24 protein-coding genes and 1 pseudogene are annotated in these 23613 nt (G+C 40.5%); 11 read left to right on the forward strand and 14 right to left on the reverse strand.

The annotated features are described in order from the left end of the window. Window positions 1-40 precede the first annotated feature (40 nt). The 6 genes and pseudogenes from RMY32_RS27230 to RMY32_RS27255 all read right to left on the reverse strand — a co-directional run bounded on the left by RMY32_RS27230 (window position 41) and on the right by RMY32_RS27255 (window position 6634). Window positions 41-718: an MAE_28990/MAE_18760 family HEPN-like nuclease gene (locus tag RMY32_RS27230; protein ID WP_322710575.1), complete on the reverse strand. Its 678-nt coding sequence runs from the start codon at window positions 716-718 to the stop codon at window positions 41-43. Continuing rightward, on the reverse strand, window positions 718-1806 hold the full coding sequence (locus tag RMY32_RS27235) for a DUF262 domain-containing protein (RefSeq protein ID WP_322710576.1): 1089 nt from the start codon (window positions 1804-1806) through the stop codon (window positions 718-720). Before RMY32_RS27235 ends, RMY32_RS27230 begins: the two co-directional genes overlap by 1 nt. Window positions 1807-2068: 262 nt before the next feature. Next, window positions 2069-2197, reverse strand: a pseudogene (locus tag RMY32_RS27240) (element excision factor XisH family protein); the annotation flags it as partial. A 55-nt stretch (window positions 2198-2252) separates the two neighbouring features. Further along, the gene (gene acnB / locus RMY32_RS27245) at window positions 2253-4883 is read right to left on the reverse strand and encodes a bifunctional aconitate hydratase 2/2-methylisocitrate dehydratase (RefSeq protein ID WP_322710601.1); all 2631 of its coding nucleotides are present in this window, start codon (window positions 4881-4883) and stop codon (window positions 2253-2255) included. A 287-nt stretch (window positions 4884-5170) separates the two neighbouring features. Further along, window positions 5171-6079: a DUF4351 domain-containing protein gene (locus RMY32_RS27250; protein ID WP_322710578.1), complete on the reverse strand. Its 909-nt coding sequence runs from the start codon at window positions 6077-6079 to the stop codon at window positions 5171-5173. Window positions 6080-6238: 159 nt separating this feature from the next. Continuing rightward, complete coding sequence (locus tag RMY32_RS27255) at window positions 6239-6634, reverse strand: hypothetical protein (protein WP_322710579.1); 396 nt, start codon at window positions 6632-6634, stop codon at window positions 6239-6241. Between the two features lie 521 nt (window positions 6635-7155). On the opposite strand from RMY32_RS27255, the gene RMY32_RS27260 reads away from it, so the two are divergent. The 7 genes from RMY32_RS27260 (at window position 7156) to RMY32_RS27290 (ending at window position 11460) form a co-directional block, all read left to right on the forward strand. Beyond that, complete coding sequence (locus RMY32_RS27260; protein WP_322710580.1) at window positions 7156-7464, forward strand: type II toxin-antitoxin system RelE/ParE family toxin; 309 nt, start codon at window positions 7156-7158, stop codon at window positions 7462-7464. 22 nt (window positions 7465-7486) lie between these two features. Continuing rightward, window positions 7487-7780, forward strand: coding sequence for a hypothetical protein (locus RMY32_RS27265; protein WP_322710602.1), 294 nt, complete (start codon window positions 7487-7489; stop codon window positions 7778-7780). A gap of 292 nt (window positions 7781-8072) precedes the next feature. After that, complete coding sequence (locus RMY32_RS27270) at window positions 8073-8393, forward strand: 2Fe-2S iron-sulfur cluster-binding protein (RefSeq protein WP_322692296.1); 321 nt, start codon at window positions 8073-8075, stop codon at window positions 8391-8393. Window positions 8394-8540: 147 nt separating this feature from the next. Further along, on the forward strand, window positions 8541-8720 hold the full coding sequence (locus RMY32_RS27275; protein WP_094351499.1) for a hypothetical protein: 180 nt from the start codon (window positions 8541-8543) through the stop codon (window positions 8718-8720). A 127-nt stretch (window positions 8721-8847) separates the two neighbouring features. Beyond that, the gene (locus RMY32_RS27280) at window positions 8848-9903 is read left to right on the forward strand and encodes a DUF3326 domain-containing protein (protein WP_322710581.1); all 1056 of its coding nucleotides are present in this window, start codon (window positions 8848-8850) and stop codon (window positions 9901-9903) included. A gap of 114 nt (window positions 9904-10017) precedes the next feature. Next, the gene (locus RMY32_RS27285; RefSeq protein WP_322710582.1) at window positions 10018-10614 is read left to right on the forward strand and encodes a CPBP family intramembrane glutamic endopeptidase; all 597 of its coding nucleotides are present in this window, start codon (window positions 10018-10020) and stop codon (window positions 10612-10614) included. A gap of 225 nt (window positions 10615-10839) precedes the next feature. Continuing rightward, the gene (locus tag RMY32_RS27290) at window positions 10840-11460 is read left to right on the forward strand and encodes a CP12 domain-containing protein (protein ID WP_322670905.1); all 621 of its coding nucleotides are present in this window, start codon (window positions 10840-10842) and stop codon (window positions 11458-11460) included. A gap of 273 nt (window positions 11461-11733) precedes the next feature. On the opposite strand, the gene RMY32_RS27295 is transcribed toward RMY32_RS27290, so the two are convergent. The 6 genes from RMY32_RS27295 to RMY32_RS27320 form a co-directional block, all read right to left on the reverse strand. Continuing rightward, window positions 11734-12849, reverse strand: coding sequence for an LptF/LptG family permease (locus RMY32_RS27295; RefSeq protein ID WP_322710583.1), 1116 nt, complete (start codon window positions 12847-12849; stop codon window positions 11734-11736). Between the two features lie 482 nt (window positions 12850-13331). Further along, window positions 13332-14060: an LPS export ABC transporter ATP-binding protein gene (gene lptB, locus RMY32_RS27300; RefSeq protein ID WP_322670907.1), complete on the reverse strand. Its 729-nt coding sequence runs from the start codon at window positions 14058-14060 to the stop codon at window positions 13332-13334. Between the two features lie 30 nt (window positions 14061-14090). Continuing rightward, window positions 14091-14588 carry an LptA/OstA family protein gene (locus RMY32_RS27305; protein ID WP_322670908.1) on the reverse strand — a complete coding sequence of 166 codons (498 nt, stop codon included), beginning with the start codon at window positions 14586-14588 and terminating at the stop codon, window positions 14091-14093. A gap of 380 nt (window positions 14589-14968) precedes the next feature. After that, a complete protein-coding gene (locus RMY32_RS27310) occupies window positions 14969-15361 on the reverse strand; it encodes a DUF309 domain-containing protein (RefSeq protein WP_322710584.1) in 393 nt (130 codons plus the stop codon). Further along, complete coding sequence (locus RMY32_RS27315) at window positions 15358-15723, reverse strand: ferredoxin thioredoxin reductase catalytic beta subunit (protein WP_099100573.1); 366 nt, start codon at window positions 15721-15723, stop codon at window positions 15358-15360. Before RMY32_RS27315 ends, RMY32_RS27310 begins: the two co-directional genes overlap by 4 nt. Window positions 15724-15929: 206 nt before the next feature. Beyond that, a complete protein-coding gene (locus RMY32_RS27320; protein ID WP_322710585.1) occupies window positions 15930-17090 on the reverse strand; it encodes a DUF58 domain-containing protein in 1161 nt (386 codons plus the stop codon). Between the two features lie 210 nt (window positions 17091-17300). On the opposite strand from RMY32_RS27320, the gene bchM reads away from it, so the two are divergent. Then, window positions 17301-17987 (forward strand): magnesium protoporphyrin IX methyltransferase, encoded by a 687-nt coding sequence (gene bchM / locus RMY32_RS27325; protein WP_322710586.1) that lies wholly within the window; start codon window positions 17301-17303, stop codon window positions 17985-17987. Between the two features lie 196 nt (window positions 17988-18183). Here bchM and RMY32_RS27330 read toward each other — a convergent pair whose 3' ends face one another. Next, window positions 18184-19605: a WGR domain-containing protein gene (locus tag RMY32_RS27330; protein WP_322710603.1), complete on the reverse strand. Its 1422-nt coding sequence runs from the start codon at window positions 19603-19605 to the stop codon at window positions 18184-18186. Window positions 19606-20148: 543 nt separating this feature from the next. Here RMY32_RS27330 and RMY32_RS27335 point away from each other — a divergent pair. Further along, window positions 20149-20571, forward strand: a complete 423-nt coding sequence (locus RMY32_RS27335; protein ID WP_409884109.1) for a hypothetical protein — start codon at window positions 20149-20151, stop codon at window positions 20569-20571. A 261-nt stretch (window positions 20572-20832) separates the two neighbouring features. On the opposite strand, the gene RMY32_RS27340 is transcribed toward RMY32_RS27335, so the two are convergent. Next, entirely contained in the window at window positions 20833-21015 is a 183-nt protein-coding gene (locus RMY32_RS27340) for a hypothetical protein (RefSeq protein ID WP_322710587.1), read from the reverse strand. Window positions 21016-21276: 261 nt separating this feature from the next. On the opposite strand from RMY32_RS27340, the gene RMY32_RS27345 reads away from it, so the two are divergent. Together RMY32_RS27345 and RMY32_RS27350 are read left to right on the forward strand one after the other, a co-directional pair. Continuing rightward, window positions 21277-22635: an APC family permease gene (locus RMY32_RS27345; RefSeq protein ID WP_322710588.1), complete on the forward strand. Its 1359-nt coding sequence runs from the start codon at window positions 21277-21279 to the stop codon at window positions 22633-22635. A gap of 139 nt (window positions 22636-22774) precedes the next feature. Continuing rightward, window positions 22775-23434, forward strand: coding sequence for an SAM-dependent methyltransferase (locus tag RMY32_RS27350; protein ID WP_322710589.1), 660 nt, complete (start codon window positions 22775-22777; stop codon window positions 23432-23434). Window positions 23435-23613 lie beyond the last annotated feature (179 nt).

Here is a 23613-nt window from a genome sequence, read left to right on the forward strand (position 1 = left end):
TTTTTTATATCTTATTTTCCACAAAAATCACCTGAACTAACTATTTTAAATATTCTTTGTTAGATAGATAACTCTCTATATTCTCTAATATTGCCTTTAAATAAGAAATAACTCTTTTTTTTATTTCCAATAATTCGTCCGCAGTAGCATCTCTACCAACCTCCTCAAATGATTTAAAACCATGTGCCAAATCATTTCTATTAGTCTTAACTGTTAGTAAATCGCTACCGTCTTTAGTTTTCTTAGAATTTGTTTTACACGAAAAACCATACATCTCAGATGTTTTTCGTATTTTTCTTGCATCAATATTACCTGAAAATAATTTTTCTTTATCAAAACTGCTAGATATTATATCACATGAAATATTGTTTATACTTTGTAAAAGAGTATCAGAAGAGTTGTTCTCCTTAAAATTCTTAATAATAATTTTTTTAATTTTATCTGTAGCATCATCAAAAGAAATATTTTTATTTTTAAATTCATCAAAAATTGTTGTAATAGCATTACGCATTGTGGATTCGACTAGATTATAGAGCAATAAAAATCCTGTTGCTTTAAGAGTTTTTTCTAAATCATTGTTTATTGATTTGGTTTTTGTATTCTTAGCATTACCCATACTTAATTTAATTGAACCTTGCTCTAGATTTTTCAACAATAAAAAATACCTACTAACTTCTTGAGCGCGTTCATCAAAATCTTGAAATAATGTACTTTTCATTAATTGCCTAGAAGCTGATCGCGAACATAATGAATACGCTTATTGACCTTATTTTGAGAACTATTTGCATCAGATTGAGTACAATCTTTAAATGCTTGAGAATCTAAAAAGCCAGTTGATTTTGGTACTAGATTTGGGTTTTCTCTTAATGCTAAGGCAATACCTACAGAGATTGATTCAAACTTGATTCGAGTTGTCGGTTCATAGCGATTTTTTATTTTTCGATAAATATGTAAAGCATTAGGAAAATGCTTTTCCACAAATTCTAACATCAAATAAAACTCATTTTTCATTGTATCAATACTTAGAGAACTAGATTTATTTTCTTGTTCTAAATAGTCATCCAAGAACTCATGAACTTTTCTGCCAGAGTAATTTTTATAATTATTTAAAAATGCAAAAAAACGTAAGACAAATTCTTGTGGATCTCTTTTATCAATTTCAGGTTTAGTAAATGAGCATAAATCTTGAAATTTTTTATTTATTGATAGTTCCTCAATTAAATCGAGAAACTTTCCTGGTTTACTTCCCCTGCGTTTCTCCATTTCATTTAATTCAACACTACCACTATTAATTCTCTCAAAAAGATCCCTTCTGACTTCTTCATCTGCTTCTTCTGTTAATTGAATCATTCTAATAGTAGTTCTGTTAAAACGCCTTTGGCGTTGTGGCGGTAAATCTTCAAAAGTAAACCCATTAAGAGTTTTTAATTTTTCAAGATTTTTTAATCTAAGTTCATTGTTAATAAACCTAGTTAAAGTGCGAATACGTTGTGTACCATCTATAATTTCTAAACGTGCTAAATCTTCTGATTCTGATATATCAGCAACAAAAATATAAGGTATCGGTAAACCTAAAACTACAGATTCAATAAATTTTGATTGTCTATCTTCATCCCAAGCCATTTCTCGTTGATAGTCTGGAATAAAGAATTCATTTTCATCTTCATCTTTGCCATATAAATATTTTTGAACAATTACTTCGATAGGGTATTCTAAGGTGTTGTAATCAACACGCTTTCTTTTATCACGAATTTCTTCTTCAGCCTTTTCTTTGCGTTCATCTGTAATTTCTAATTGAGTTACCATAACTTGACAATTTGTTTTCGTTAATGTTTAGTCTTAGAGATTTTTTTATTGATTTAACTAATTTGACCAAATTTTATCAGTTGGCTAGGTTAAAGGTGAATCTCGAAAAAAACATTTTATATGATCTAATAATTATACTAAACCCTAACTTCATTAAGCTTAGGTATCTTCTCCCCAAAAATCATATCATTTCCTAAAGTCACAACTCACTTTAGCTAAATTATACCAACTGTTGGTTTTCTCTACTTACAGACAGGATTTATTCACCAGCCATATCCGCAAACAGTTTAACTTCAGCATATTTGATTAGATAGGGATCAACTGTAATTGTTGAGCTATCTTTAATTAAGGCATTTTTTACGGCATTCTGGTAGATATCTTTTGCTGGCATTTTTACCCAGATAATAAAAATTAGGTGGGCATAACACCCACCTAATTAAACTATATTAAACTAACAACGCCTGCTCCTCTTTAGAAATCACGCGCCCTTCATCCTCAAAACCAGCAATTTGATCGAAGTTCAAATACTGATACAAATCATCTGCAAAAGGATGAATTCTACTCGCCACAATATCCAAATATTCCTGCACTGTCGGCAGCCGTCCCAGTAGCGCACAAACTGCGGCTAATTCTGCTGAACCAAGATACACTCGCGCATCTTTACCCATGCGATTATTGAAGTTGCGGGTAGAGGTAGAAAATACTGTTGTGCCATCAGCAACTCGCGCCTGATTACCCATACACAAACTGCACCCTGGCATTTCTGTTCTAGCACCCGCAGCCCCAAAAACGCTGTATACACCTTCTTCTTTTAATTGGTGTTCATCCATGCGCGTTGGTGGTGCTATCCACAAGCGAGTTTTCACTTCACCTGCGCCTTCCAAAACTTTCGCTGTTGCCCGATAATGACCGATATTCGTCATACAAGAACCGACGAATACCTCTTGCACTGGATCGTTAGCAACTGACGATAATAACTTAACATTATCGGGGTCATTGGGAGCAGCAACAATTGGTTCTTTGATTTCGTTCAAATCAATTTCAATGATTTCGGCATACTCTGCATCGGCATCGCCTTCTAATAACACGGGATTTGCTAACCATTCTTCCATCTTTGCCACACGGCGCAGCATGGTACGCGCATCTTGATAGCCGCGTGCGATCATATTTTTCAATAGCGCTACGTTGGAACGCAGATATTCGGAAATTGTCTCTACACTCAGCTTAATTGTGCATCCGGCACAAGAACGTTCGGCGCTAGCATCGGTGAGTTCAAAGGCTTGTTCAACTTTTAAATCTGGCAAACCTTCGATTTCTAAAATTCGCCCGGAGAAAACATTTTTCTTATTCTGTTTCTCTACTGTCAGCAAACCTTTTTGAATTGCTACGTAAGGAATGGCATTCACGACATCGCGCAGAGTAACACCTGGTTGCAATTCACCTTTGAATCTTACCAAAACTGACTCTGGCATATCTAAAGGCATCACACCCAAGGCGGCTGCAAAGGCTACCAACCCAGAACCGGCAGGGAAGGAAATACCCAAGGGGAAGCGGGTGTGAGAGTCGCCGCCAGTCCCCACGGTGTCGGGTAACAGCATCCGGTTTAACCAAGAGTGGATGATACCATCACCGGGACGCAAGGCGACACCGCCACGTTGGGCAAAGAAATCGGGTAGTTCGTGATGGGTTTTAATGTCTACTGGTTTAGGATAAGCTGCTGTGTGGCAGAAACTTTGTATCACTAAGTCTGCACTGAAACCAAGACAAGCGAGTTCTTTTAATTCGTCGCGGGTCATGGGACCTGTGGTATCTTGAGAACCAACGGTAGTAATGATGGGTTCGCAGGATGTGCCGGGACGCACACCAGGTAATCCGCAAGCTTTACCGACCATTTTCTGTGCCAAGCTGTAGCCTTTACCTGTATCAAAGGCTTGCTGGGGACGGGTAAAAACTGTGCTGTGTTCTAAACCTAGTGCAAGACGAGTTTTATCGGTAAGGGTACGTCCAATAAGTAGGGGGATGCGTCCACCTGCACGAACTTCATCGAGGATGGTATCAGGTTTGAGGTCAAAGGTGGAAATAACTTCGCCTGCTTCGTTGGTGATTTCGCCTTTGTAAGGATGGATGGTAATTACCATACCGGTTTCAAGTTTGGTGACATCGCACTGAATAGGCAAAGCACCGGCATCTTCTGCTGTGTTAAAGAAAATTGGCGCGATCGCACCACCTAAAACATAACCCCCAGCGCGTTTGTTTGGCACAAAAGGTATATCATTTCCCATGTGCCACAATACTGAGTTGATGGCAGATTTACGCGAGGAACCTGTACCAACTACATCCCCTACGTAAGCTACAGGATGTCCTTTTTTCTTCAATTCGGCAATGGTTTTCAAACTTCCCGGTTGCCGTGACTCTAACATCACTAAGGCGTGTAAGGGAATATCCGGGCGAGTTGTGGCGCTTTGGGCGGGCGATAAATCGTCGGTATTGGTTTCGCCAGGAACTTTAAAAACGGTGACAGTAATCGCTTCTTTTACTGTGGGGCGACTGGTAAACCATTCAGCTTCCGCCCAAGAGTCAATCACCCGTTTGGCGAAAGGATTGGTTTTAGACAACTCTAAAACATCGTGGAACGCGTCATACACCAAAAGGATTTTGCTTAAAGCGTTGGCGGCGTAAGCGGCGATGGGTTCCTTTCCTTGTCCGCCCATTACTAGAGGTGTTTCGGATGAGTCGGAGAGGGATACGGTGGGCCATTGCAGCAGTTCGATTAAAGATTGCACATTGTAACCACCTACCATCGTGCCCAGCAATTGCACCGCTTCTATGCGCGAAACCAAAGGACTGGTGATTTCCTTTTTAGCAATGGCGGTGAGAAATCCAGCTTTGACATAAGCTGCTGGATCGACACCAGGAGAAACGCGATCGCTCAATAAGTGTAATAATATCTCCTCTTGACCCTTTGGTGGATTTTTCAGTAATTCACATAATTCTGAGGTTTGCTTTGCATCCAATGGTAAAGGGGGAATACCGAGTGCTGCTCTTTCAGCAACGTGTTTACGATATTGTTCTAGCATTTTTATGTTCTCCATTGGGATGTTCTCCCTTCAATTATGAAATATTTTTAGGCAAGACTTGGCTATAAGAGTTTAGCTTATTTTTATGATGAAAGCCTTACTGGTAATTGGTTATTAGCAACTTTTTTATACTGAAATTTTGGAAAATATAAGGCAATAAAATTCGCTACTACACAAACTTTCGTCCATCTCCGTGGACTAAGAGTAAATCAAGAATTTTTAACCCACAGAGGTGGATTTTGTTTGTATAGCCGCAACTTCTAGTCGCTAGGTGTAGTAATAATAAATTAGATTGATTGTTGGTTTAACCAAGTTTCTAAATCAGCAACACTAGAAAAATCTAGCAATGCCTCTCCTAAATTTTCTAATTGTTCAATGGATAAGCCTTTAATTTTCACGATTAATGATGCATCAATTTCACCAATACGGCGATTTAGTAGACGCAGTATTAAGTCTTGCCTTCCTTCTTGCCTTCCCTTTTGCCTTCCTTCTTCTTTGGCTTGTTCTCTGTCTCTTTGATAAAGTGGTTCTAGCCGCATAATTAACTCCCTATCATCTGCTTCTAATTCTTGATTTACTCTCAAGTTTTCGCGCAAGTTGTAAACTAATTCGAGAGTTGCTTTTTGGTATGGATAATCTAATGGTAACGCTTGCAACTCGATAATCGCTTGTGACTGCACGCTTCCCCTACCTAAAAGCCTCAACCATAATGTCTCTGGTGTTTGGGGTAGTTGGTGTATTGCTACAATTGCTGTCCGTAAGGCATCTGGCAGAAAATGTACTCCTGATAACCAACTTGCTTGTTGCATAGTTCCAAAGCTAGACAACCTAGTTTCAGATACGGTAGGTGTCAGAATCCACAATTTAGGAATTTCCGAGTTTTGAAGTTTGGTTTTATTAGTTTTAGCTTCTCGTCGTAAAAGAGCTTTTACTTCTAATAATTTTAGAATACAGTCGCATATTTCATCGGTAGAAGCTGGATTACGGAAGGGTTCTATGAGTGCAGGATATTCCGCAAATCTTCCTAGCAAACCTAGTATTTCTATATTAGAGCTTTGCTGTTTGGTAGGAGTGAATAAAACATCTATTTCTTTTATCTCTCCTGAAACTTTTTCTGATGCCTTGACTTCACCGTAATTTTTTAATAATTCTTCTAGATAGTCTTTGGCGAATTTATCGTGTATAAAACGGGTCATTCAATTTTAAGATTGCGGAAATTTTGGGTTTAGGCAATTTTTTATTATATAGTAGTTTCGATCCATTTATTAAAAAATAGATCCCGAATTCATTAAAGAAGTCAAGGATCTATACACGATGATTTTTCAAAAAATTGTTGAAAGGAGCGTGCAATTTTACTAGGTAGTTATTGCATTTTCATCTGATGTTTTATTTTGATTAGATTTTAACCGTGTCAATCTGCTTTTCCGAATCCGTTCGCTGTCTCGAACCCCACCTGAAAGTTCATATTCATTACTGTTTTTGCCGTACTTGAAACCAACCCCTGCCAGCATTTTGTCTGAAATATGACTTAAGGTTTTTTCCATTTCATCTAGCTTTTTTTTAGAAGAGTCAATCATAGCTATAGCAGCGTTATAATTATCAAGCATATTATGAAACTGCTTTATTAATTGAGTCAGGTTTTGCAGGTTGTAAGTATCATCGAAATTGATATTTGGATCGACCGCTTTTAGTCCGGCAACTCTAAACTCAGCTTTTTTTAGAACCAGGGAAGTACGTTTTTTTCGAGTCATCAATTTACAATTTTCAAAGCTTTACAAAACTATTTTGTCTCAACTGACCTGGATTTTGGTTCAGCAAAAAGCGCATTTTTTAGTAAAAGTTTTTATTTATGTCCGTGATTTCTCGGAATTTAATCATCAAAGGTTGATTTTCAGCAAAATATATTACGTTTAAGCAACAGACAATAGGGCACAGCATTGCTGTGCCCCTACAAATGGTCTGTCTTCTATGTCAACTGCGATCGCTGTAACCTCAAGCCTTAATGTTGTAACCTTAAGGCTTAATGTTCTAGTGTTAAGGCTTAATGTTGTAATCTTAAGCCTTAATGTTGTAATCTTAAGCCTTAATGTTCTAGCTTTAAGGGTTAATGTTGTAACCTTAAGGCTTAATGTTGTAACATTGATGACCAAAGTTTGTTTGTAAGTGCAATCTTCGATACATATAGTAAAATTGCTCATCATAGCTGCAAAATCAGCCTTAAATCATATTGTCGCAGCAACGGACGCGATCGCGCATTTGGGAAAATTTCAACATGGAAGTTCAACCAAAAGAAATCAGGAATTATTTAAGATTTGATGGTATAGATATTTTTTCTGAGTGGTTTGACTCTCTGCGGGATAGAAAAGCAAAGGCTAAAATCCGAGCAAGACTTGACCGAGTAGAGGAGGGTAATTTAGGTGATTGTAAATCAGTTGGTGATGGTGTTTTTGAACTTAGAATAGACTATGGTTCTGGCTACCGCATATACTTTGGGCAGGAAGGGTCAATAATTATTATTCTTTTGTGTGGTGGCGATAAAAGCACTCAAGATAAAGATATTGCTAAAGCTAAGGAATATTAGAAAGACTATAGGAGTAGAGATGATGCATAGAAGTACCAGCTATCACGAAAAACTGATTCAAGACTTAAAAAATCCACTAGAAGCAGCAGTTTATATTGAAGTTGTTTTAGAAGAAAGCGATCCGAAAATGTTAAGTAAGGCATTGAAAAATGTTATAGAAGCGTATGGTGGCGTCGAGCGGCTTTCTGCACAAGTCAAGGAACTTTACAATAAACTTGACCAAATGCTATTAGAGAAAGGCGAAATTGAGTTTTACAGTTTAAATTCTTTGTTGGATGCTTTAGGGTTACATTTTGCAGTAACAGTAAAGCCGTAACCTTAATGTTGTAACATTGATGACCAAAATTTGTTGGTGAGTGCAATCATCGATACATAAGTGTATATTGTTGATTTACAGCGATGCCTGCGGCGGGCTTTGCCTACGCGCATATTATTTATAGTAAATTTAACTAATAATTAAATTAATTATAGTAATTAATGTGACTAGTCTAGAAAATATTTGCTATGCAACCAGGATTTAACCTAATATCTATGGTAAATATCTAGATATTTTTAACTAATTCAGATAGAATAATAAATTTGTCTGTTGCGTCACGCTTTCTTTGTCTATGCCCAAAACTTACACTGTAGAAATTAATCATCAAGGCAAAATTCATACCTTGCAAGTTCCCGAAGATGAAACGATCTTATCAGTTGCCGATGCTGCTGGTTTGGAACTGCCGAGTTCTTGCAATGCAGGTGTTTGCACAACTTGCGCCGGTCAAATAAGCCAGGGAACCGTGGATCAAACTGATGGTATGGGCGTTAGTCCAGATTTACAAAAGCAAGGTTACGTATTGCTTTGTGTTGCCAAACCCCTTTCTGATTTGAAAGTTGAGACAGAAAAGGAAGACATAGTTTATCAATTACAATTTGGTAAAGACAAATAATCTGTGAACAGTTATCAGGATATCGGATAATTATTCCTAACTGAATAACTGTTTGCTAAGATTACCAAATCCGATAAATTACATAAGTATTTCATCGTAGATGAAGTCAGCTATTATAGAAACTACAAATCAACAGGATTTACCAAAATGACGACTCATTTTATTACCGCAGAAATTGATTTACAAGAAACTCCCGCAGAGTTACTAGAAGTAATTGAAACAGAGTTAAAGAAACAAGGCGAACCTCTGCGTTGGGCAGTTACTTCTGTGGATGCTGACGAACAAAAAGCTACAGTTGAAGCCGTTGTTACGACAGTTAAGAGTTAGGAGTAGAGACGCGATTAACCCTTGTCTGTACAAGAGTTAGGAGTTAGGAGTTAGGAGTTGATGGCAAGTGAATCATAAACTCATCACTCATTACTCATTACCCATTACTCATTACTCATTACTCAATATGTACACCGCTATCTTAATTGTACCAACTGGCGTTGGGGCTGCCATTGGGGGTTATGCAGGAGATGCTTTACCTGTTGCCAAAGTTATAGCACAGGTTTGCGATCGCCTAATTACTCACCCCAATGTCCTCAATGGCGCAAGTTTGTATTGGAATCTCCCCAATGCTTTTTATGTTGAAGGTTACGGACTTGACAAATTCGCCTCTGGATGCTGGGGATTGCGTCCAGTCCGCACTAATAAAATAGGTTTGCTTTTAGACCAAGGCATTGAGCCAGAGTTACGGCTACGACATATACAAGCCGCCGATGCAGTTAGAGCAACTCTGGGATTAACCTTAACAGATTATGTAATTACAGATGCGCCATTAAATGTAGAATTACGGACTACAGCATCGGAAGCTAGTTGGGGAACAATTGGCAACCCGGATAGTTTGTTACGGGCAGCTGAGATATTAATTAAAAAAGCGGGGGCAGAAGCGATCGCAGTTGTAGCCCGTTTCCCCGATGATATGGATGAGGAGGCAGTACAAAAATATCGTCAAGGTGAAGGCGTAGATTCTTTAGCGGGTGCAGAAGCCGTAATTAGCCATTTGCTAGTGCGAACCTTTCAAATTCCTTGTGCCCATTCACCCGCCCTTTTAAGCGAACCTCCGCAACCAGATTTATCTCCCCGTTCCGCCGCCGAAGAATTAGGTTATACCTTTTTGCCCTGCGTCCTTGTAGGATTAAGTCGTGCCCCACAATTTATAATAGAGAGAGCGATCGCATCAGAGAAAGGAGATATTTGGGCTGATGAAGTGGATGCTGCGATCGCACCTGCAACTGCCTGTGGTAGCAGTGCCTTACTGAGTTTAAGCCAAAAACGATGCCAAATAATTACAGTAGAAGAAAATAAAACTCTAATAAAAGTTCCTCCCCAACCGTTGGGGATCAAATCTATACAGGTAAACTCATATTTAGAAGCAGTAGGTGTATTGGTAGCACATAAAGCAGGCATCAATCCCTCCGCTCTCCGTCCCAAATTATTACCTTTGCAGTCAGTAATTAAAAGTTAGGAGTTTGGAGTTTGGAGTTTGGAGTTATGCCCAATGCCCAATACCCAATACCCAATACCCAATGCCCAATGCCCAATGCCCAATGCCCAATGCCCCCTCTCCCTTTAAAAACCTGTGATTGAACAACAAAAGCAAGAGCCAGAAATTCCATACCTAACGCGCATCCAAGTACTTGGGGCGATGGGAGCGACTGCAATCATTTTGTTGATAGTCGCTAAACTTTCGTTATACTTTGGCAACTTTTCGCTATTTTCTTGGGACTTGAATCCAAGAGAAGCGCTGTTAGGTGTAGGGTTAGGGTCTATGCTCACTGTGTTAAGTGGCTTAACTTACCGCCTATGGACTGCCTATCGTAAGAGTGCAGATTATTACCTAGAAATCGTACTGAAGCCTTTAGCTTTACCAGATTTAATTTGGCTGGGGTTGCTACCCGGATTGAGTGAAGAATTGTTATTTAGAGGTGTGATACTACCAGCTTTAGGCTCCGATCTGACAGCTGTAATTGTATCTAGTCTTTGCTTTGGCATCTTGCATTTTAGCGGTTCCCAACAATGGCCTTATGTAATTTGGGCAACAATTGTCGGGATGATATTGGCATATAGCGCCCTGCTTACGGGCAACTTGTTAGTGCCGATTGTTGCTCATATTATTACCAATTTGATTTCTAGCTATTTCTGGAAAATGCGGCGATTTTCGGCAATTAAAAAATAAATATTTATTGAGCCGCAAAATATTATCACAATTTATGCTTGGTTTTTGGGCATTGGTTACATTGGATAACATCATAAGTTGACAACTGGTCTAATTTATTGTTGTAGCTGGGCAAAAGTTCCACTTTTTTTACTTTCTAGTTAGAGCAAACTTTGCGCTGCAACGCTTCGATACGTCCATAAAGGCGCAGTGCTGCACCGGACTATTAACCAGGAGACTACAACAATGATGAAAGCTGAAGATATCATGACCAAAGACGTAGTTACCATTCGCGGTTCGGCAACTGTTGCTGAAGCGGTGGGGCTGATGAAGGATAAAGGATTGCGGGCGCTGGTTGTGGATCGTCGCTATGACAATGATGCTTATGGCATTGTCACAGAAACAGATATTGTTTATAAGATAACAGCCTACGGGAAAGATCCAAAGCAAGTGCGGGTTTATGAAATTATGAGCAAGCCCTGCATCGTGGTCAATCCTGATTTGGGTGTGGAATATGTAGCGCGGTTATTTGCTAATACTGGTATTCATCGCGCGCCTGTGATTCAAGGCAAGCTGTTGGGGATCATCTCGATTACCGACATTTTGACTAAAAGCGACTTTGTGGAAGCGCCAAAAGCGCTACTGCTGGAGGAGAGAATTCAAAAAGCAATTGAGCAAGCTCGTGCTATTTGCACCGAACAAAGTGCTTATTCTAAAGCCTGTGCAGCTGCCTGGGATGAGGTAGAAGAACTTCAGGCAGAAGCAGCTCATCAAAAAGCTGAAGGTATGATATCAGCTAAAGTTTCTTTTGAAGAATACTGCAAGGAAAACCCCAATGCACCAGAATGTCGAAATTATCACCCGTAATTGAAGTGGGAGGATGAAGGAGAATAATAGACATCTGGTGAAAAAGGAATATAGAAATGTAGCACTGCTATGTTTCTACAAGGGTTATGGATAACGCATATTTAATTTCACCAGATGTTTAATAATTGTTTGTCTACTTCCGCATCCTCTTCAATTCATACCAATTTTAAAAAAAAATGCGACAGATACATAGGAACATACCTTTGTTCTGTTTAGCTTTCCTAATTTTGAATTTTGAATTTTGAATTTTGAATTTTGAATTTTGAATTGGTATTACCTTCTCGCAACTCGCATCAATAAAAATAAACCTATTCCCAAAAAAAGAAAGTTGGGCAACCAAGCCCCCATAAACGGAGAAAGGACACCTGCTTGTGCCATCGCCCCACTAACAAAGAATATTAAGTAGTACGAAAATATAACTATGACACTAATCCCAAAGCTGGTACCTCTCCCCGTTCGCTGGGGTATGCTTCCCATCGCTGCACCTACCAAACCAAAAACTACGCATACAAAGGGCAAAGAGATTTTTTGTTGAATCCGCACTTCAAGTTTACGAATTTTTTGGCGATCGCCACCAAGATTTTCCACTTCTAGTTGCTGTAGTGCTTCGGCAATATTCATTTCACCATAATCGCGGCTTTTTTCTGCCAGACTTAATGGCGTGCGCGGTAGTTGCAGTTGTTGGTGTTCAAATCTGACGATGTTACGATAAGAGCGATCGGCAGCAACAAAATAGATCGTGCCGTTGTAAAAATCCCAAACATTTTGAGAAGGATTCCACTGAGCCGATTCTGATACCACAATTTGATTCAGATTTTTGGTTGAGCGATCTATAATTGTCAACCCTTTCATCCGCTTACCATCAAATTGGTCGGCGTAAAACAAGCGTGTCAATATCCGATTTTTAGAACCATCCGGCTGGACAACATCCTGGTATTCAGGATAGAAAATATTTTGCTGTTTAAAAGTGGGCTTGTCTGATTTGAGCGCTTTATCCAGAGTCATCGCCGCTTGATAATTGGCTGCTGGTGCAATTTCTTCGTTAAACACAAATGTCATTCCTGTGACTACAAGACTTAACATCACAGCAGTTAGCACCATGCGATAGACACTTACACCACAACCACGCAAGGCAATTAGTTCGCTCTCGCTAGAAAGACGACTGTAAGTCATCAAAGTAGCCAGCAGCGTAGACATGGGAAAGGCTAAAACGATAAAGTTGGGAAATTTTAACAAAAAAACTTGAATAGCAATGTCTATAGGTAGCCCAGATTCGACAATTTTTCTAACGAGATCGAATACAGCATCAATAGTGACGCCAATTGATGAAAAAGCTCCGACACCAAAGAAAAACGGCGCTAACAATTCGCTGGCAAGATAGCGATCCATGATCGTAAAAGGCAGCAGCGAATAGAGACTATTAAAATACGTGAGCTTCTTTGATATCATAAGCAATTTTAAAATTTAGATATTGGCAACCCTGGCAAAGCAAAGTATACAGCAGGAGGCAGGAGGCAGGAGGCAGGGGGTAGGGGGCAGAAGGAAGGAGAAAATAATCTTTATATTTGGTCTTGAAGTTTAGGCTCTCTACCTCACTTAATTGCAAACTGCTGTATCTAGTTTATTCAGTATCAAAGTTTAATTCTCAATAGCTGAGAAAGCAGAACTAAAATGAATTCATATATAGGACTCATATTTGATTTTTAAGGGAGCTAGGTACACCTTTATTCCTTCTTAAGAGTCCCCAGTCCCCAGTCCCCAGTCCCTGGTCTCTACGAGTAATTCTCCAAATCAAATCGGATTGCTATATTCATGCTGAAGAATCAAAAATCAAAATGTCTTTTGAGATTATTGACTAAATAATTGTTAATTTAGACTTGAAAATTATCCCCCAAATAATATTGCCGCACGAGGGGATTGCTGTAGAGTTCGTCAGCAGCGCCAAAAGCAAGAATTTGTCCCTCACGCATGATATAGGCGCGATCGGTGATCGCCAGGGTTTCACGGACATTATGATCTGTAATTAAGATACCCATGCCGCGATCGCGCAGTTGTGCTACGATTTGCTGAATTTCTGAGACTGCGATCGGATCGACTCCGGCAAATGGTTCATCCAAAAGTAAAAATTTTGGCCCTTCTTGTCCAGCAGCTAAAGACCTTGCTAATTCCGTCCGCCGTCGCTCACCACCAGAAAGTTGAATTCCTTTACTCCTAGCTAATTTTTCCAACCGAAACTCCCGCAGTAAAGTTCTGAGTCGCCTTGCCCATTCCCATCGTGGCACATGAGTTTGTTCTAGCACCAACAGAATATTATCCTCTACCGACAGTTGGCGAAAAACACTGGCTTCTTGGGCTAGATAACCAATACCCAGTCTTGCCCTTTGATGCATTGGCATTCCCGTTACGTCTACATTACCCAGCCAAACTTTTCCTTGATTGGGTTTTTCTAAACCTGTGGCAATGTAAAAAGTCGTCGTTTTACCAGCCCCATTGGGGCCTAGTAAACCAACGATTTCGCCCTGAGCAACAGAAAGATTGACACGATTGACAATTACTCGCTTGCCGTAAGATTTGTGAATATTCTCTAAAACAATTTTCACGCTGGAAGCACCCTTTCTTGGTGGTAAATGCTAATTAGAAGGCTTCAAAGGTGGTGTTTTTGGGGCAGGTGTCGCAGTTTGTCCATTATTATCTGATTCTTGCACCATGTAGATGGACTCTACCTGACGGTTGGATTGGGGTAAAGCAACAAATCGCCCTTCATCAATTAAATAGGTTACTTTCTCTGCTCGGATACTGTTACCGCCCTGTTGCAAAATATAGACATTGCCACTGAAATCAATTCGGCGTTCTTTACTAAAATACTGTGCTTGGGCAGATGTTGCCTGAAGTTGGCGAGCCGGATACAACATTTGCACATTACCGCGAGCAGTGATTACTTGATTTTTCGCGTCATATTCTTGCACATCAGCGCGGATAGTCAGGGGGCGATTTGCCTGAGATGTTTGTGCAGTAGCGGTTTGCACTTGGGTAGGGAAGGCAAAAGCGCCCAAAAGTGTAGCTGGCAGCATTAAAGCTAATCCAAAGCGACGTATCTGGGATAAGGGCAATTGATAGCAGGGCATCATAGCAATTGGGGATTTAGGATTTCAGCTTGCATTCTAATTATCTCAAGTACTTTATCCAGATTATGAAATATACAATCTGGAGTGATTTCTGATAACTACTGGCTGAAATAGTGACGCTACCCCCAACCTCAAGGTTTCAGGTAATTGACATCTGAATGAAAATGACGTAGGCACAATAGTCTTTTTTTAACAAAGACGCTACGCGTATAAGTAATGAGTAATGAGTAATGAATAATGAGTGGATGAAGGCACAATACTGTTTTTTTAACAAAGACGCTACGCGTAGCTTGCTTCCACGTAGTAGTACGGGAAGCCCTCGGCTAGATGAATTTTGTTTACCAAGGATTTCGGGTAACGCATAATTAATTTCACTCCTATGTCTAATCAGTCGTTAGCACAATTTTAGGCAAAGATAAGACTTGATTTTCGCCCAGATTGCCAGCAGCAATCAAGTCTTGCCCTATTTGTTGTAATGTCGTCAACAACACTGCGCTCTCGCTCAATAGCTCATCTACGTCAACGCCGCTGTAACTAGATGGGTAACGGCGTAGGCGATTGCTGCCTTCTCCCAATAGAATTACAGCACCTCGCCAGTTCCGATTTTCCAAATGATACAGTGCCACAGCAATTTGGAGAATTCCTTGATAAAAGCTTTTTTCCGGTTCGCTAGCTTCAATCCACAAAGCCTCTAAAGTGTCATGACAAGCGTAGAACTGTCCAGAATTGAACTGTTCTACGCCTTGCCAAAACTCTTGGGGGATGATTTCGCTCATCCCATGCTGTCTCGTACTTCTTTGATTGTTTCCAGAGAGATTTCTTGTTTATCTCCAGCAAACTCGTTGTCAGGGGTGAGGAATAACATACAATGGCACTCTTTGCGTTCTCTCATTGGCACACAAGGACAGTTCCAATATGTGGCGTGAATTTCAGCTTCTTTATCTTCGTAATGGCGACAAGGACATAAAGGCGCACCCAGGTCGTCTTTATGTTTGGCTAATCCTTCAATCACAACTGCGGTGACAGAAGGTTCAGAACAGAAGTATGTTCCAGTACGCTTGGCGTATTGTTCGGAAAAATGCCGCATTGCCTCTAGGCTTTTATCGCTGGATTTTGTGTTATGTTCTGATGCGATCATGTCGTTCATAATTTAAATATTTCTTTGCATTGTACCTCAGCCTCATGTGGGGATTACTGGGTGTATTTCCCCAACCTTTTCCCCTCAAATTGTTTGACATTTGCTCAAAGGCTGATATATCTGCTGTCCTGGGATCGGAGAAAATCTCAGAAATTGCAGAAGTTGAACTTGTCAGTGGTCTTTGAAATTATAAAATTTGAATTGATTTATGAATGTAATGTTTTTTGTAGCTGGGGTTGCAGTGGATTATCGCTTTGCAAAACTATACCAGGGTGTTCCCAATTAATTACCTCTGGTTCTGCTGGTGAGGAAATATTTGGCCATAAAACCCAGCGACTACCTTGAGGAAGAGTAGCAAGGCTCAGGGGGTTTTGAGTCAGCCAAATCAAAGGATAGCTTTTAGGAACAACTGAACTGGCATCTTCTAAGGCTGTAGTTGCTGCTAAGGTTTCTAGAAAAAAGCGATCGCCTTTGATTAAATTTGTTGATGCTGTCCACAGTTGCACTTGTAATTCTTGTTGCTGTGCATAAAAATACAGCGATGCTGCGGCAATTACTGCTTGTTCAAAGTTTTCTTCTTCCCAATTGCTAGCACTGTCAAGGGCAATCACTATTTCTTGTCCACCTGTGACCATTTCTAACTCCCGCACCCTTAATTCGCCATAGCGGGCGCTAGTCCGCCAATGAATCAAGCGAGTAGGATCTCCTAGACGGTAGGGACGGAGCGATCGCACCAGCCCGGTTGTGGCTGTTTGCAAGGGTTTACCACGAGGATCGCCCTTTTTGCTCTCTTCTTGTCCCATTTCATCTATTAAGGGACAGGTAGCCAAGGGTAACACTGTGGGATAAACGATCGCTGTGGCAGCACAATCACGCTGACGGCGACACCAAAACAATCCCAAAGGCGCACCAGAAGCAAGTTCAACTGTGTGCCAGCGATAAACACCCCGACGCACAGTCGGGTGATAATATACCCAACGGTAACTACCTTGGCTAGGAATTGTTTCGATTGCCTTTTGTACTGGTTTCCCTAAGACGAAGGGCAGTATATCTTCAACTTGCAATAAACTTACAGGCTGCTGTGTCTGATTGCAGATTTCTAATTCTACCGTTAGATCGTCACCTGCTGATACTGGTTGCATAGGACGGCGGGTGATGGATAGATTTGTGAGCGATCGCGGCGGTAAGATGGCTGCTACACCCAAAAGGGCAAAACTAATGCCGCTAATGGCGTAAAGCCAACCAGCCATCGTATTGATACCTGCGCCAAAAAAACAAATAGCTGTTGCTGCTAGTACCCAACCGCCGTATGCAGGGGCACAAGCGCGGGTTTCTAACCAATTGGTGATGGGTTTAATAATTTTCATGTTTCTTTTTTAGCCCAACACCACCCCAAATTCACAGGGTCTTAGAATATGCCAAAAAAACCATGATAGTAATATTTATTAAGCGTCAAGCAATTTGAAGCGTGCTGGATTCAGGGGGCAACTATCATCTAGAAAAATCTGGAAGACCGCTCTTATGGGTTCCTATCAATGATAATTTTAAGCATTGGGAACCCCTAAAAATCGAAGTTTATGAATGCAGCCGACGACAAAACGATTGTTCGCGAGTATTTCAATTCCACAGGGTTTGACCGTTGGAAACGAATCTACGGCGATGGCGAAGTCAACAACGTCCAATTAGACATCCGCAATGGACACCAGCAAACTGTCGATACAGTTCTCGGTTGGCTGAAGGCTGATAACAATTTACCAGAGCTATCAATCTGTGATGCTGGGTGTGGTGTCGGTAGTCTCAGCATTCCCCTAGCAGTAGATGGTGCTAAAGTCTATGCCACCGATATTTCGGAAAAAATGGTAGAAGAAGGCAGAGATAGAGCCAAGCAAACTTTGGGAAATAACGAAAATCCGACTTTTGCCGTGCAGGATTTAGAATCGTTGAGTGGGAGCTACCATACCGTTATTTGCCTAGATGTTCTCATCCATTACCCTCAAGAAAAAGCCGATGAGATGATATCTCACCTCTGTTCTTTGGCACAGTCGCGGATAATTCTCAGTTTTGCGCCGAAGACCTGCGCCCTGAGTATACTCAAGAAAATTGGCAGTTTCTTTCCTGGGCCAAGTAAAGCCACTCGTGCTTATTTACATCGTGAGGCTGATGTGGTGAAAATCTTAGAAAGCAATGGCTTTTCTTTGCAACGACGGGCAATGACGAAAACTCGCTTCTATTTTTCTCGCCTACTGGAAGCTACACGCAATTAAGGTTAAAATCGCAGCAAAGGTATAATACAATACGGTTCGGATAAGCAGGGGCAGGGGCAATACGGTTCGGTTAAAGGGGAAAGGGGAAAGGGAAAAGGTATTGGTTTTGAATACATCCTTTTCCCCCTGCTCCTTATCCCCAGAGGAGACCCCACTTTCCCCTTAAAAGAGCCAAGTTGCCTTGGCAGACTACTTGTTAAACTAATTTTTGAATATCACCATAAGCACGGTAGAATCCGCCACTTGCTGATTCACGTATTTCTTGAACAAGGTAACGCGCACCTTCAATACGAATATCCTTGGGAAACTGAACTTTCCAGTTGTGGTTGTAACCATCAGAAACAACACGAACTCTCAATTTACTTCCTTCTCGAAAGCATTCAACAATAACCCCAGAGCTTGTATTTGTAGTAGTTTCTAGAACAGATGAGGGTGCAACTCCTTCACCTAATGGTGCTTTAATTACTACAGCTTCGGGAACTGTGCCTGTTTGAGCAGAGCCAATCGCAGTTTCACTAGCATCAATGCAAGCCAAATAACCATCTGTTGTAACAATATAAATATAATTGTTGAAAAACTGCATAGATAAAGCCGAGCCACACCCTGTAGAAAGCTTCCAATGACGCTTTCCTAGCTCATCAAAGCAGTAAATGGAAGAACTATTATCTCCAGCAAACACATACTTGCCGTTAAGTGCGGTAGCGCAAGAGTAAACTGAGGCATCACATTTGAAAACGGAGCCAACTTCCCCATTTTTATTAAAGGAGTAAACTTTATGGTCGCTTGTTCCGGCATAGACTGTTGATGCCTCTTGCCAGCCAAATAATACGTTGCCTTGAGTTTTTTGATGCCATAACATCCGACCTTCAAGGCGAGAGTACATAGTCACGCCTTTGCTATGACCGTGATAAATCCCTGATTGGTCACAACGTACCATCCAGCCGGAATCACCTTGACTGAGACGAGTCCACTGTGATTCATCATCATGATCAATTGTTGTTACGCCACCATTGGCATCAGAGACGGCTAACAATCCATCTTTGATATCTAACCAAAAAATATCGACATTTTCATCAATTTTATAGCTCAGACGTGGTAGCTTGCCGGTCAGGTCGTAAACATTGCCGTCATCGCAACCAGCATAAATCCAAATATCATCGGCAACTAAACATTTAACGCCATCAGGAAGCTTAAACCGATTGATCGCTTGACCTTGATGATTCAAAGCAAAAACTTGACCTGCTTGATTCCCAACCCAGCAACGTTTGGCATCAATGAAAATTCCAAAAGCAGCTGAAGATGAAGCAAACTTCCAAATAATCGGAGCTTGTTTTGCGGTGGAAATAGTGCTGCTGACTTGGCGGCGTGTCACAGGACGCTTCTGGCGAACACCCATAACAGCTACCTTATAACCTTTTTTGAGCTTTTCTTTAATTTTTTTACTAGCCTCTGCTTTCGCATTCTCAGAAGTTGGATAAGCTTTTGTTTGAGTTTGCCCACAGTCGCCAATACGACCGTAACGTATAGTTAATTGGTTATCTTGAACTATCACTTCATAAAACTTGTGAGAGCTTCCACTAGCTTCGGAAAGCTCTAAATATGTCTTTTCTTCTTGGATAACTTCTCTCATAAAATCAATACCAATGTTTAAATATACAGACAAGTTTGGGATATGCAAATTAGCTACAGAATTAGACTTTGCCCCAATCTATTGTGGGAAGTATTTTGAGCTTTCAGCACTGATCTAGATCACGAGTTAAGAAAAGTTGTACAAGTTATTTATAATACTCTCTATATAGTATAATTACTGACACTGCTGAGCTAATACTGACATAACGAGGTTTTGTCGAGCGAGACCAAGTCCTATTTTTTGGACTAGAGTACAATATTTCTCAATAAGCAAGTAAATAGATCGGGACTTATGCAACTGGTACAGAGCGATCGCTATTTTATAGTACTTAAGTACATCGGTGGTGTTGCAAGGGTCAGCCAGATACAATTACTACAACCGTTTTTAACGATTATATTCTCTAGGCTATTATTTAGGTGCACAAATTACGCCATTGATGCTGATAATCTTTGGTATCGTGATTGCTGTAACATTTTTTGAATAAAATTAAGAGATTAACTTGGTATTTTTCTAAGCCTTGGCAGTATAAATATGGAATTTTTTAACAGGATTCCTTTAATGCCTTTAATATTCCTCTTATTGGCTTACATTCTTCTGGGATGGTATCTTGCTGCTAATCATATTATTTGGTTAGTAGGAGCTTTTGTTGTTGCTATAGTTATAGCTGTAGCAAGAAAAAGTTTTTCTTGGTTAGAGCGTTTAGTCGAGTTTGGCTCGAAAATTTTAGTTGTTATCTTGTTTTTAAGTATATCAATTGCTTTAGTAGCAACTTGGTCGATATTATTAAGGCTCTTTATGATACCCTTAGCCACTACGCTTTTAGCTGATTTAGAAATGCGCTTTTCTGGCTACAATAAACTAGATTCATTTTGGGTTATAACTGTCCTAGCTGTATTGGGTTTGGTAGTAGGTGAAATAATAGACATTTTACTTTTTCCCAGTAGCAGATACTAAAGAATTAGGGATTAAGAAGCCGATACATTATTTATTAATTAACAACGCACATATATGCATCCATACTTAAGCGAAACTATGGAGCGATCGCTGTCTTGAGTACAGCAGGGTGCAAATAAAGTATCAATTTTCAATCACTGAAAGGTGTGGAGTATAAAAATTACGTATAGCAGTACCAGCTTTTTAATCAAATAAGCACGATTACCTGTTATGAGTCAATCATTCTTTAGATGAGTATAAATCTCACTAGTGGAAGACGTTTTACCAATTAAGATTTTCTAATGTATTTGCAGAGTGCTGTTGTCTGGCAAAAAAATTTAGAGCGATGCTTACAGTGGTAAGCATCGCAGGGAAGTTAATCTTAATGTGATTAGATGAATATAACTGAAAATCTGCTGTATCGCTGGTAAGTGTCACTTTCTCATCACATTTATTGTTAACCATAGAAGTACAGGTAAAATAACGATTTATTTAAGGTCTTATTGAATCGTGAGTTCCCAAATGTGGAGTACATACAGCAGTTTGCAGCTAAATGAGGTACAGAACCAAGGATTCACAAATCAAATTATTCTTCTGCCTCCCGCCTCAAAACCAGTGACTTTGTACCTTATGCAAAAGAAAACTGCTGTAATAGATGATTCCTCTGTTGAACAAAGACTGTAAAACAAAGCCAAAAGTCCCAACTCAACACTATAAGGAAATAATGTGAGTAGACGTAAAAACTACAATTTGCTCGATCAAACAACATCAACGGAACTAGCAACACCCAAACCATCCCTGACATTATCAGACGCAGTGGCTCTAATTGTCGGTATTGTCATCGGAGCGGGGATTTTTGAAACTCCGGCTCTAGTGGCCAGTCAAGCAGGTAGCGATATTGCTGTACTGCTTTTTTGGCTAATGGGTGGTGTGGTATCTCTAGTAGGAGCGCTATGCTATGCAGAGTTAGCTACTGTCTATCCTGACGTTGGTGGTGCATACTATTATTTGAAACGTGCATTTGGGCAAAGAGTCGCCTTTTTATTTGCTTGGGCGCGGATGACAGTGATTCAAACTGGTTCCATTGCTCTTTTAGCATTTGTTTTTGGCGATTATGTTTCTCAGATATGGCGGCTAGGCACGTTTTCGTCTTCTATATATGCAGCCATAGCGATCGCACTTTTAACTGCTTTGAACATCGTTGGTTTGCAACAGGGTAAGTGGACACAAAACTTACTGAGTGCTGCAAAAGTTCTAGGTTTGTTGCTGGTAGTCATTATTGGGCTTACCGCCATTCCTAATTCTGCCACTCCTGTAGAATCTGCATCATCAGGAACCTGGGGACTAGCGATGGTGTTTGTGTTGCTATCTTACGGTGGTTGGAATGAAGCGGCTTACATCTCCGCAGAAATTCAAGACGGACGACGTAATATTGTGCGATCGCTAATGTGGAGTATTGGTATCATTACAACCATTTATCTGCTAATCAATCTGGCTTACCTGCGGGGACTGGGATTAGCAAATATGTCACAGTCAGAAGCAGTAGCCGCAGATTTAATGCGCTCTCTTTGGGGTGAACCGGGAGCTTTGTTTATCAGTGTGCTGATTGCGATCGCGACTTTGGGAGCAACCAACGCCACAATCTTTACTGGAGCGCGTACCAATTACGCACTGGGACAGGATTTTTCGCTATTTGGTTTTATGGGACGCTGGCAACAACGTCCTAGCAGCCCTACCTATGCCTTATTCTTGCAAGCAGCGATCGCCCTAGCACTGGTTTTTTTAGGCACGCTCACCCGCAAAGGCTTTGAAACAATGGTGGATTACACTGCCCCGATATTTTGGTTTTTCTTTTTGCTCTCCGGCGTATCACTGCTGGTATTGCGCACACGCGAACCCCATATAGTTCGCCCTTTCCGTGTGCCATTTTATCCTTTCACTCCATTACTGTTTTGCGCCGTTTGCACTTACTTGCTGTACTCAAGCTTGGTTTATACAGGTGTGGGAGCGATCGCAGGTGTTTTAGTCGTGGCAGCAGGTATTCCTCTGTTGTTCTGGAATAACTACCGTCAACGTAGGACGTGAGACGAGTGAGCAGGGGAAAATCAATTCAAAATTCAAAATTCAAAATTCAAACATTTTAGAACTTCTACCTCTCTGCCTCTTCCCAATGCCCAATGCCCAATGCCCAATACCCAATAACTATTGACAAAGGAGAAAATTCATGGAGTTCAAAAAAATTCTGTTTTTACTGGTTACAAGCGTTAGTATTACCAGTTTAGGAATTGCTGGGTGTACGCCGCAACAAGATTTGGAAGCCGGAACACAACAACCTTCTACTTTAACAGGTCAGACTGAAACCGAAACACCAGCGGCGACAACTCCCACAACTCAAGTCCAAGAACGTCCTGGAGATGTTCCTTATGTACCTACACCACAGCCAGTGGTAGATGCAATGTTACAAGTGGCAAAAGTGGGTAAAAATGATGTGCTTTACGATCTTGGTAGTGGTGATGGCAGAATTGTCAATACTGCGGCACAAAAATTTGGTACGCGCGGCATCGGTATAGATATTGACCCCGATCGCATCAAAGAAGCTAATGCTAATGCCCAAAAGGCAGGAGTAACCGATCGCGTCAAGTTTGTCCAACAAGATTTGTTCAACACTGATTTGAGTCAAGCAACAGTAGTTACACTTTATTTACTGCCAGAGATCAACGCCAAACTTCGTCCCAAGCTGTTCAAAGAACTCAAACCTGGGACTCGCATTGTTTCCCACGCCTTCGATATGGGTGATTGGAAACCACAGCAGACTCTCAATATAGAGGGCAAAACTGTTTACTATTGGGTAGTCCCTGAACAAGTGCCAGCAAATTTGCGATAGAGATTAATAGCAATTCGTAATTAAAAGGTGTCAGATTCAAGTTAATACCAATTTGAAAAAAGAATACGACAAATAGACCATTTGTAGAGACGCGATGAATCGCGTCTTTACCCAAGATTGAATTGGTATAAGTTTCCATCTCTTGAATCTGTAGCCTCATTTTTGAGCTTTAGCAGCTT

This window comes from Nostoc sp. ChiSLP03a (genome assembly GCF_034531215.2).
Classification (GTDB): Bacteria; Cyanobacteriota; Cyanobacteriia; order Cyanobacteriales; family Nostocaceae; genus Nostoc.

Excerpts from the sequence above, each read along its gene's own strand:
- RMY32_RS27230 (WP_322710575.1), bottom strand. The coding sequence starts at position 718 with ATGAAAAGTACATTATTTCAAGATTTTGATGAACGCGCTCAAGAAGTT.
- RMY32_RS27235 (WP_322710576.1), bottom strand. The coding sequence starts at position 1,806 with ATGGTAACTCAATTAGAAATTACAGATGAACGCAAAGAAAAGGCTGAA.
- acnB (WP_322710601.1), bottom strand. The coding sequence starts at position 4,883 with ATGCTAGAACAATATCGTAAACACGTTGCTGAAAGAGCAGCACTCGGT.
- RMY32_RS27250 (WP_322710578.1), bottom strand. The coding sequence starts at position 6,079 with ATGACCCGTTTTATACACGATAAATTCGCCAAAGACTATCTAGAAGAA.
- RMY32_RS27255 (WP_322710579.1), bottom strand. The coding sequence starts at position 6,634 with ATGACTCGAAAAAAACGTACTTCCCTGGTTCTAAAAAAAGCTGAGTTT.
- RMY32_RS27260 (WP_322710580.1), top strand. The coding sequence starts at position 7,156 with ATGGAAGTTCAACCAAAAGAAATCAGGAATTATTTAAGATTTGATGGT.
- RMY32_RS27265 (WP_322710602.1), top strand. The coding sequence starts at position 7,487 with ATGCATAGAAGTACCAGCTATCACGAAAAACTGATTCAAGACTTAAAA.
- RMY32_RS27270 (WP_322692296.1), top strand. The coding sequence starts at position 8,073 with ATGCCCAAAACTTACACTGTAGAAATTAATCATCAAGGCAAAATTCAT.
- RMY32_RS27275 (WP_094351499.1), top strand. The coding sequence starts at position 8,541 with ATGACGACTCATTTTATTACCGCAGAAATTGATTTACAAGAAACTCCC.
- RMY32_RS27280 (WP_322710581.1), top strand. The coding sequence starts at position 8,848 with ATGTACACCGCTATCTTAATTGTACCAACTGGCGTTGGGGCTGCCATT.
- RMY32_RS27290 (WP_322670905.1), top strand. The coding sequence starts at position 10,840 with ATGATGAAAGCTGAAGATATCATGACCAAAGACGTAGTTACCATTCGC.
- RMY32_RS27295 (WP_322710583.1), bottom strand. The coding sequence starts at position 12,849 with ATGGATCGCTATCTTGCCAGCGAATTGTTAGCGCCGTTTTTCTTTGGT.
- RMY32_RS27305 (WP_322670908.1), bottom strand. The coding sequence starts at position 14,588 with ATGATGCCCTGCTATCAATTGCCCTTATCCCAGATACGTCGCTTTGGA.
- RMY32_RS27310 (WP_322710584.1), bottom strand. The coding sequence starts at position 15,361 with ATGAGCGAAATCATCCCCCAAGAGTTTTGGCAAGGCGTAGAACAGTTC.
- RMY32_RS27315 (WP_099100573.1), bottom strand. The coding sequence starts at position 15,723 with ATGATCGCATCAGAACATAACACAAAATCCAGCGATAAAAGCCTAGAG.
- RMY32_RS27320 (WP_322710585.1), bottom strand. The coding sequence starts at position 17,090 with ATGAAAATTATTAAACCCATCACCAATTGGTTAGAAACCCGCGCTTGT.
- bchM (WP_322710586.1), top strand. The coding sequence starts at position 17,301 with ATGAATGCAGCCGACGACAAAACGATTGTTCGCGAGTATTTCAATTCC.
- RMY32_RS27335 (WP_409884109.1), top strand. The coding sequence starts at position 20,149 with ATGGAATTTTTTAACAGGATTCCTTTAATGCCTTTAATATTCCTCTTA.
- RMY32_RS27340 (WP_322710587.1), bottom strand. The coding sequence starts at position 21,015 with ATGGTTAACAATAAATGTGATGAGAAAGTGACACTTACCAGCGATACA.
- RMY32_RS27350 (WP_322710589.1), top strand. The coding sequence starts at position 22,775 with ATGGAGTTCAAAAAAATTCTGTTTTTACTGGTTACAAGCGTTAGTATT.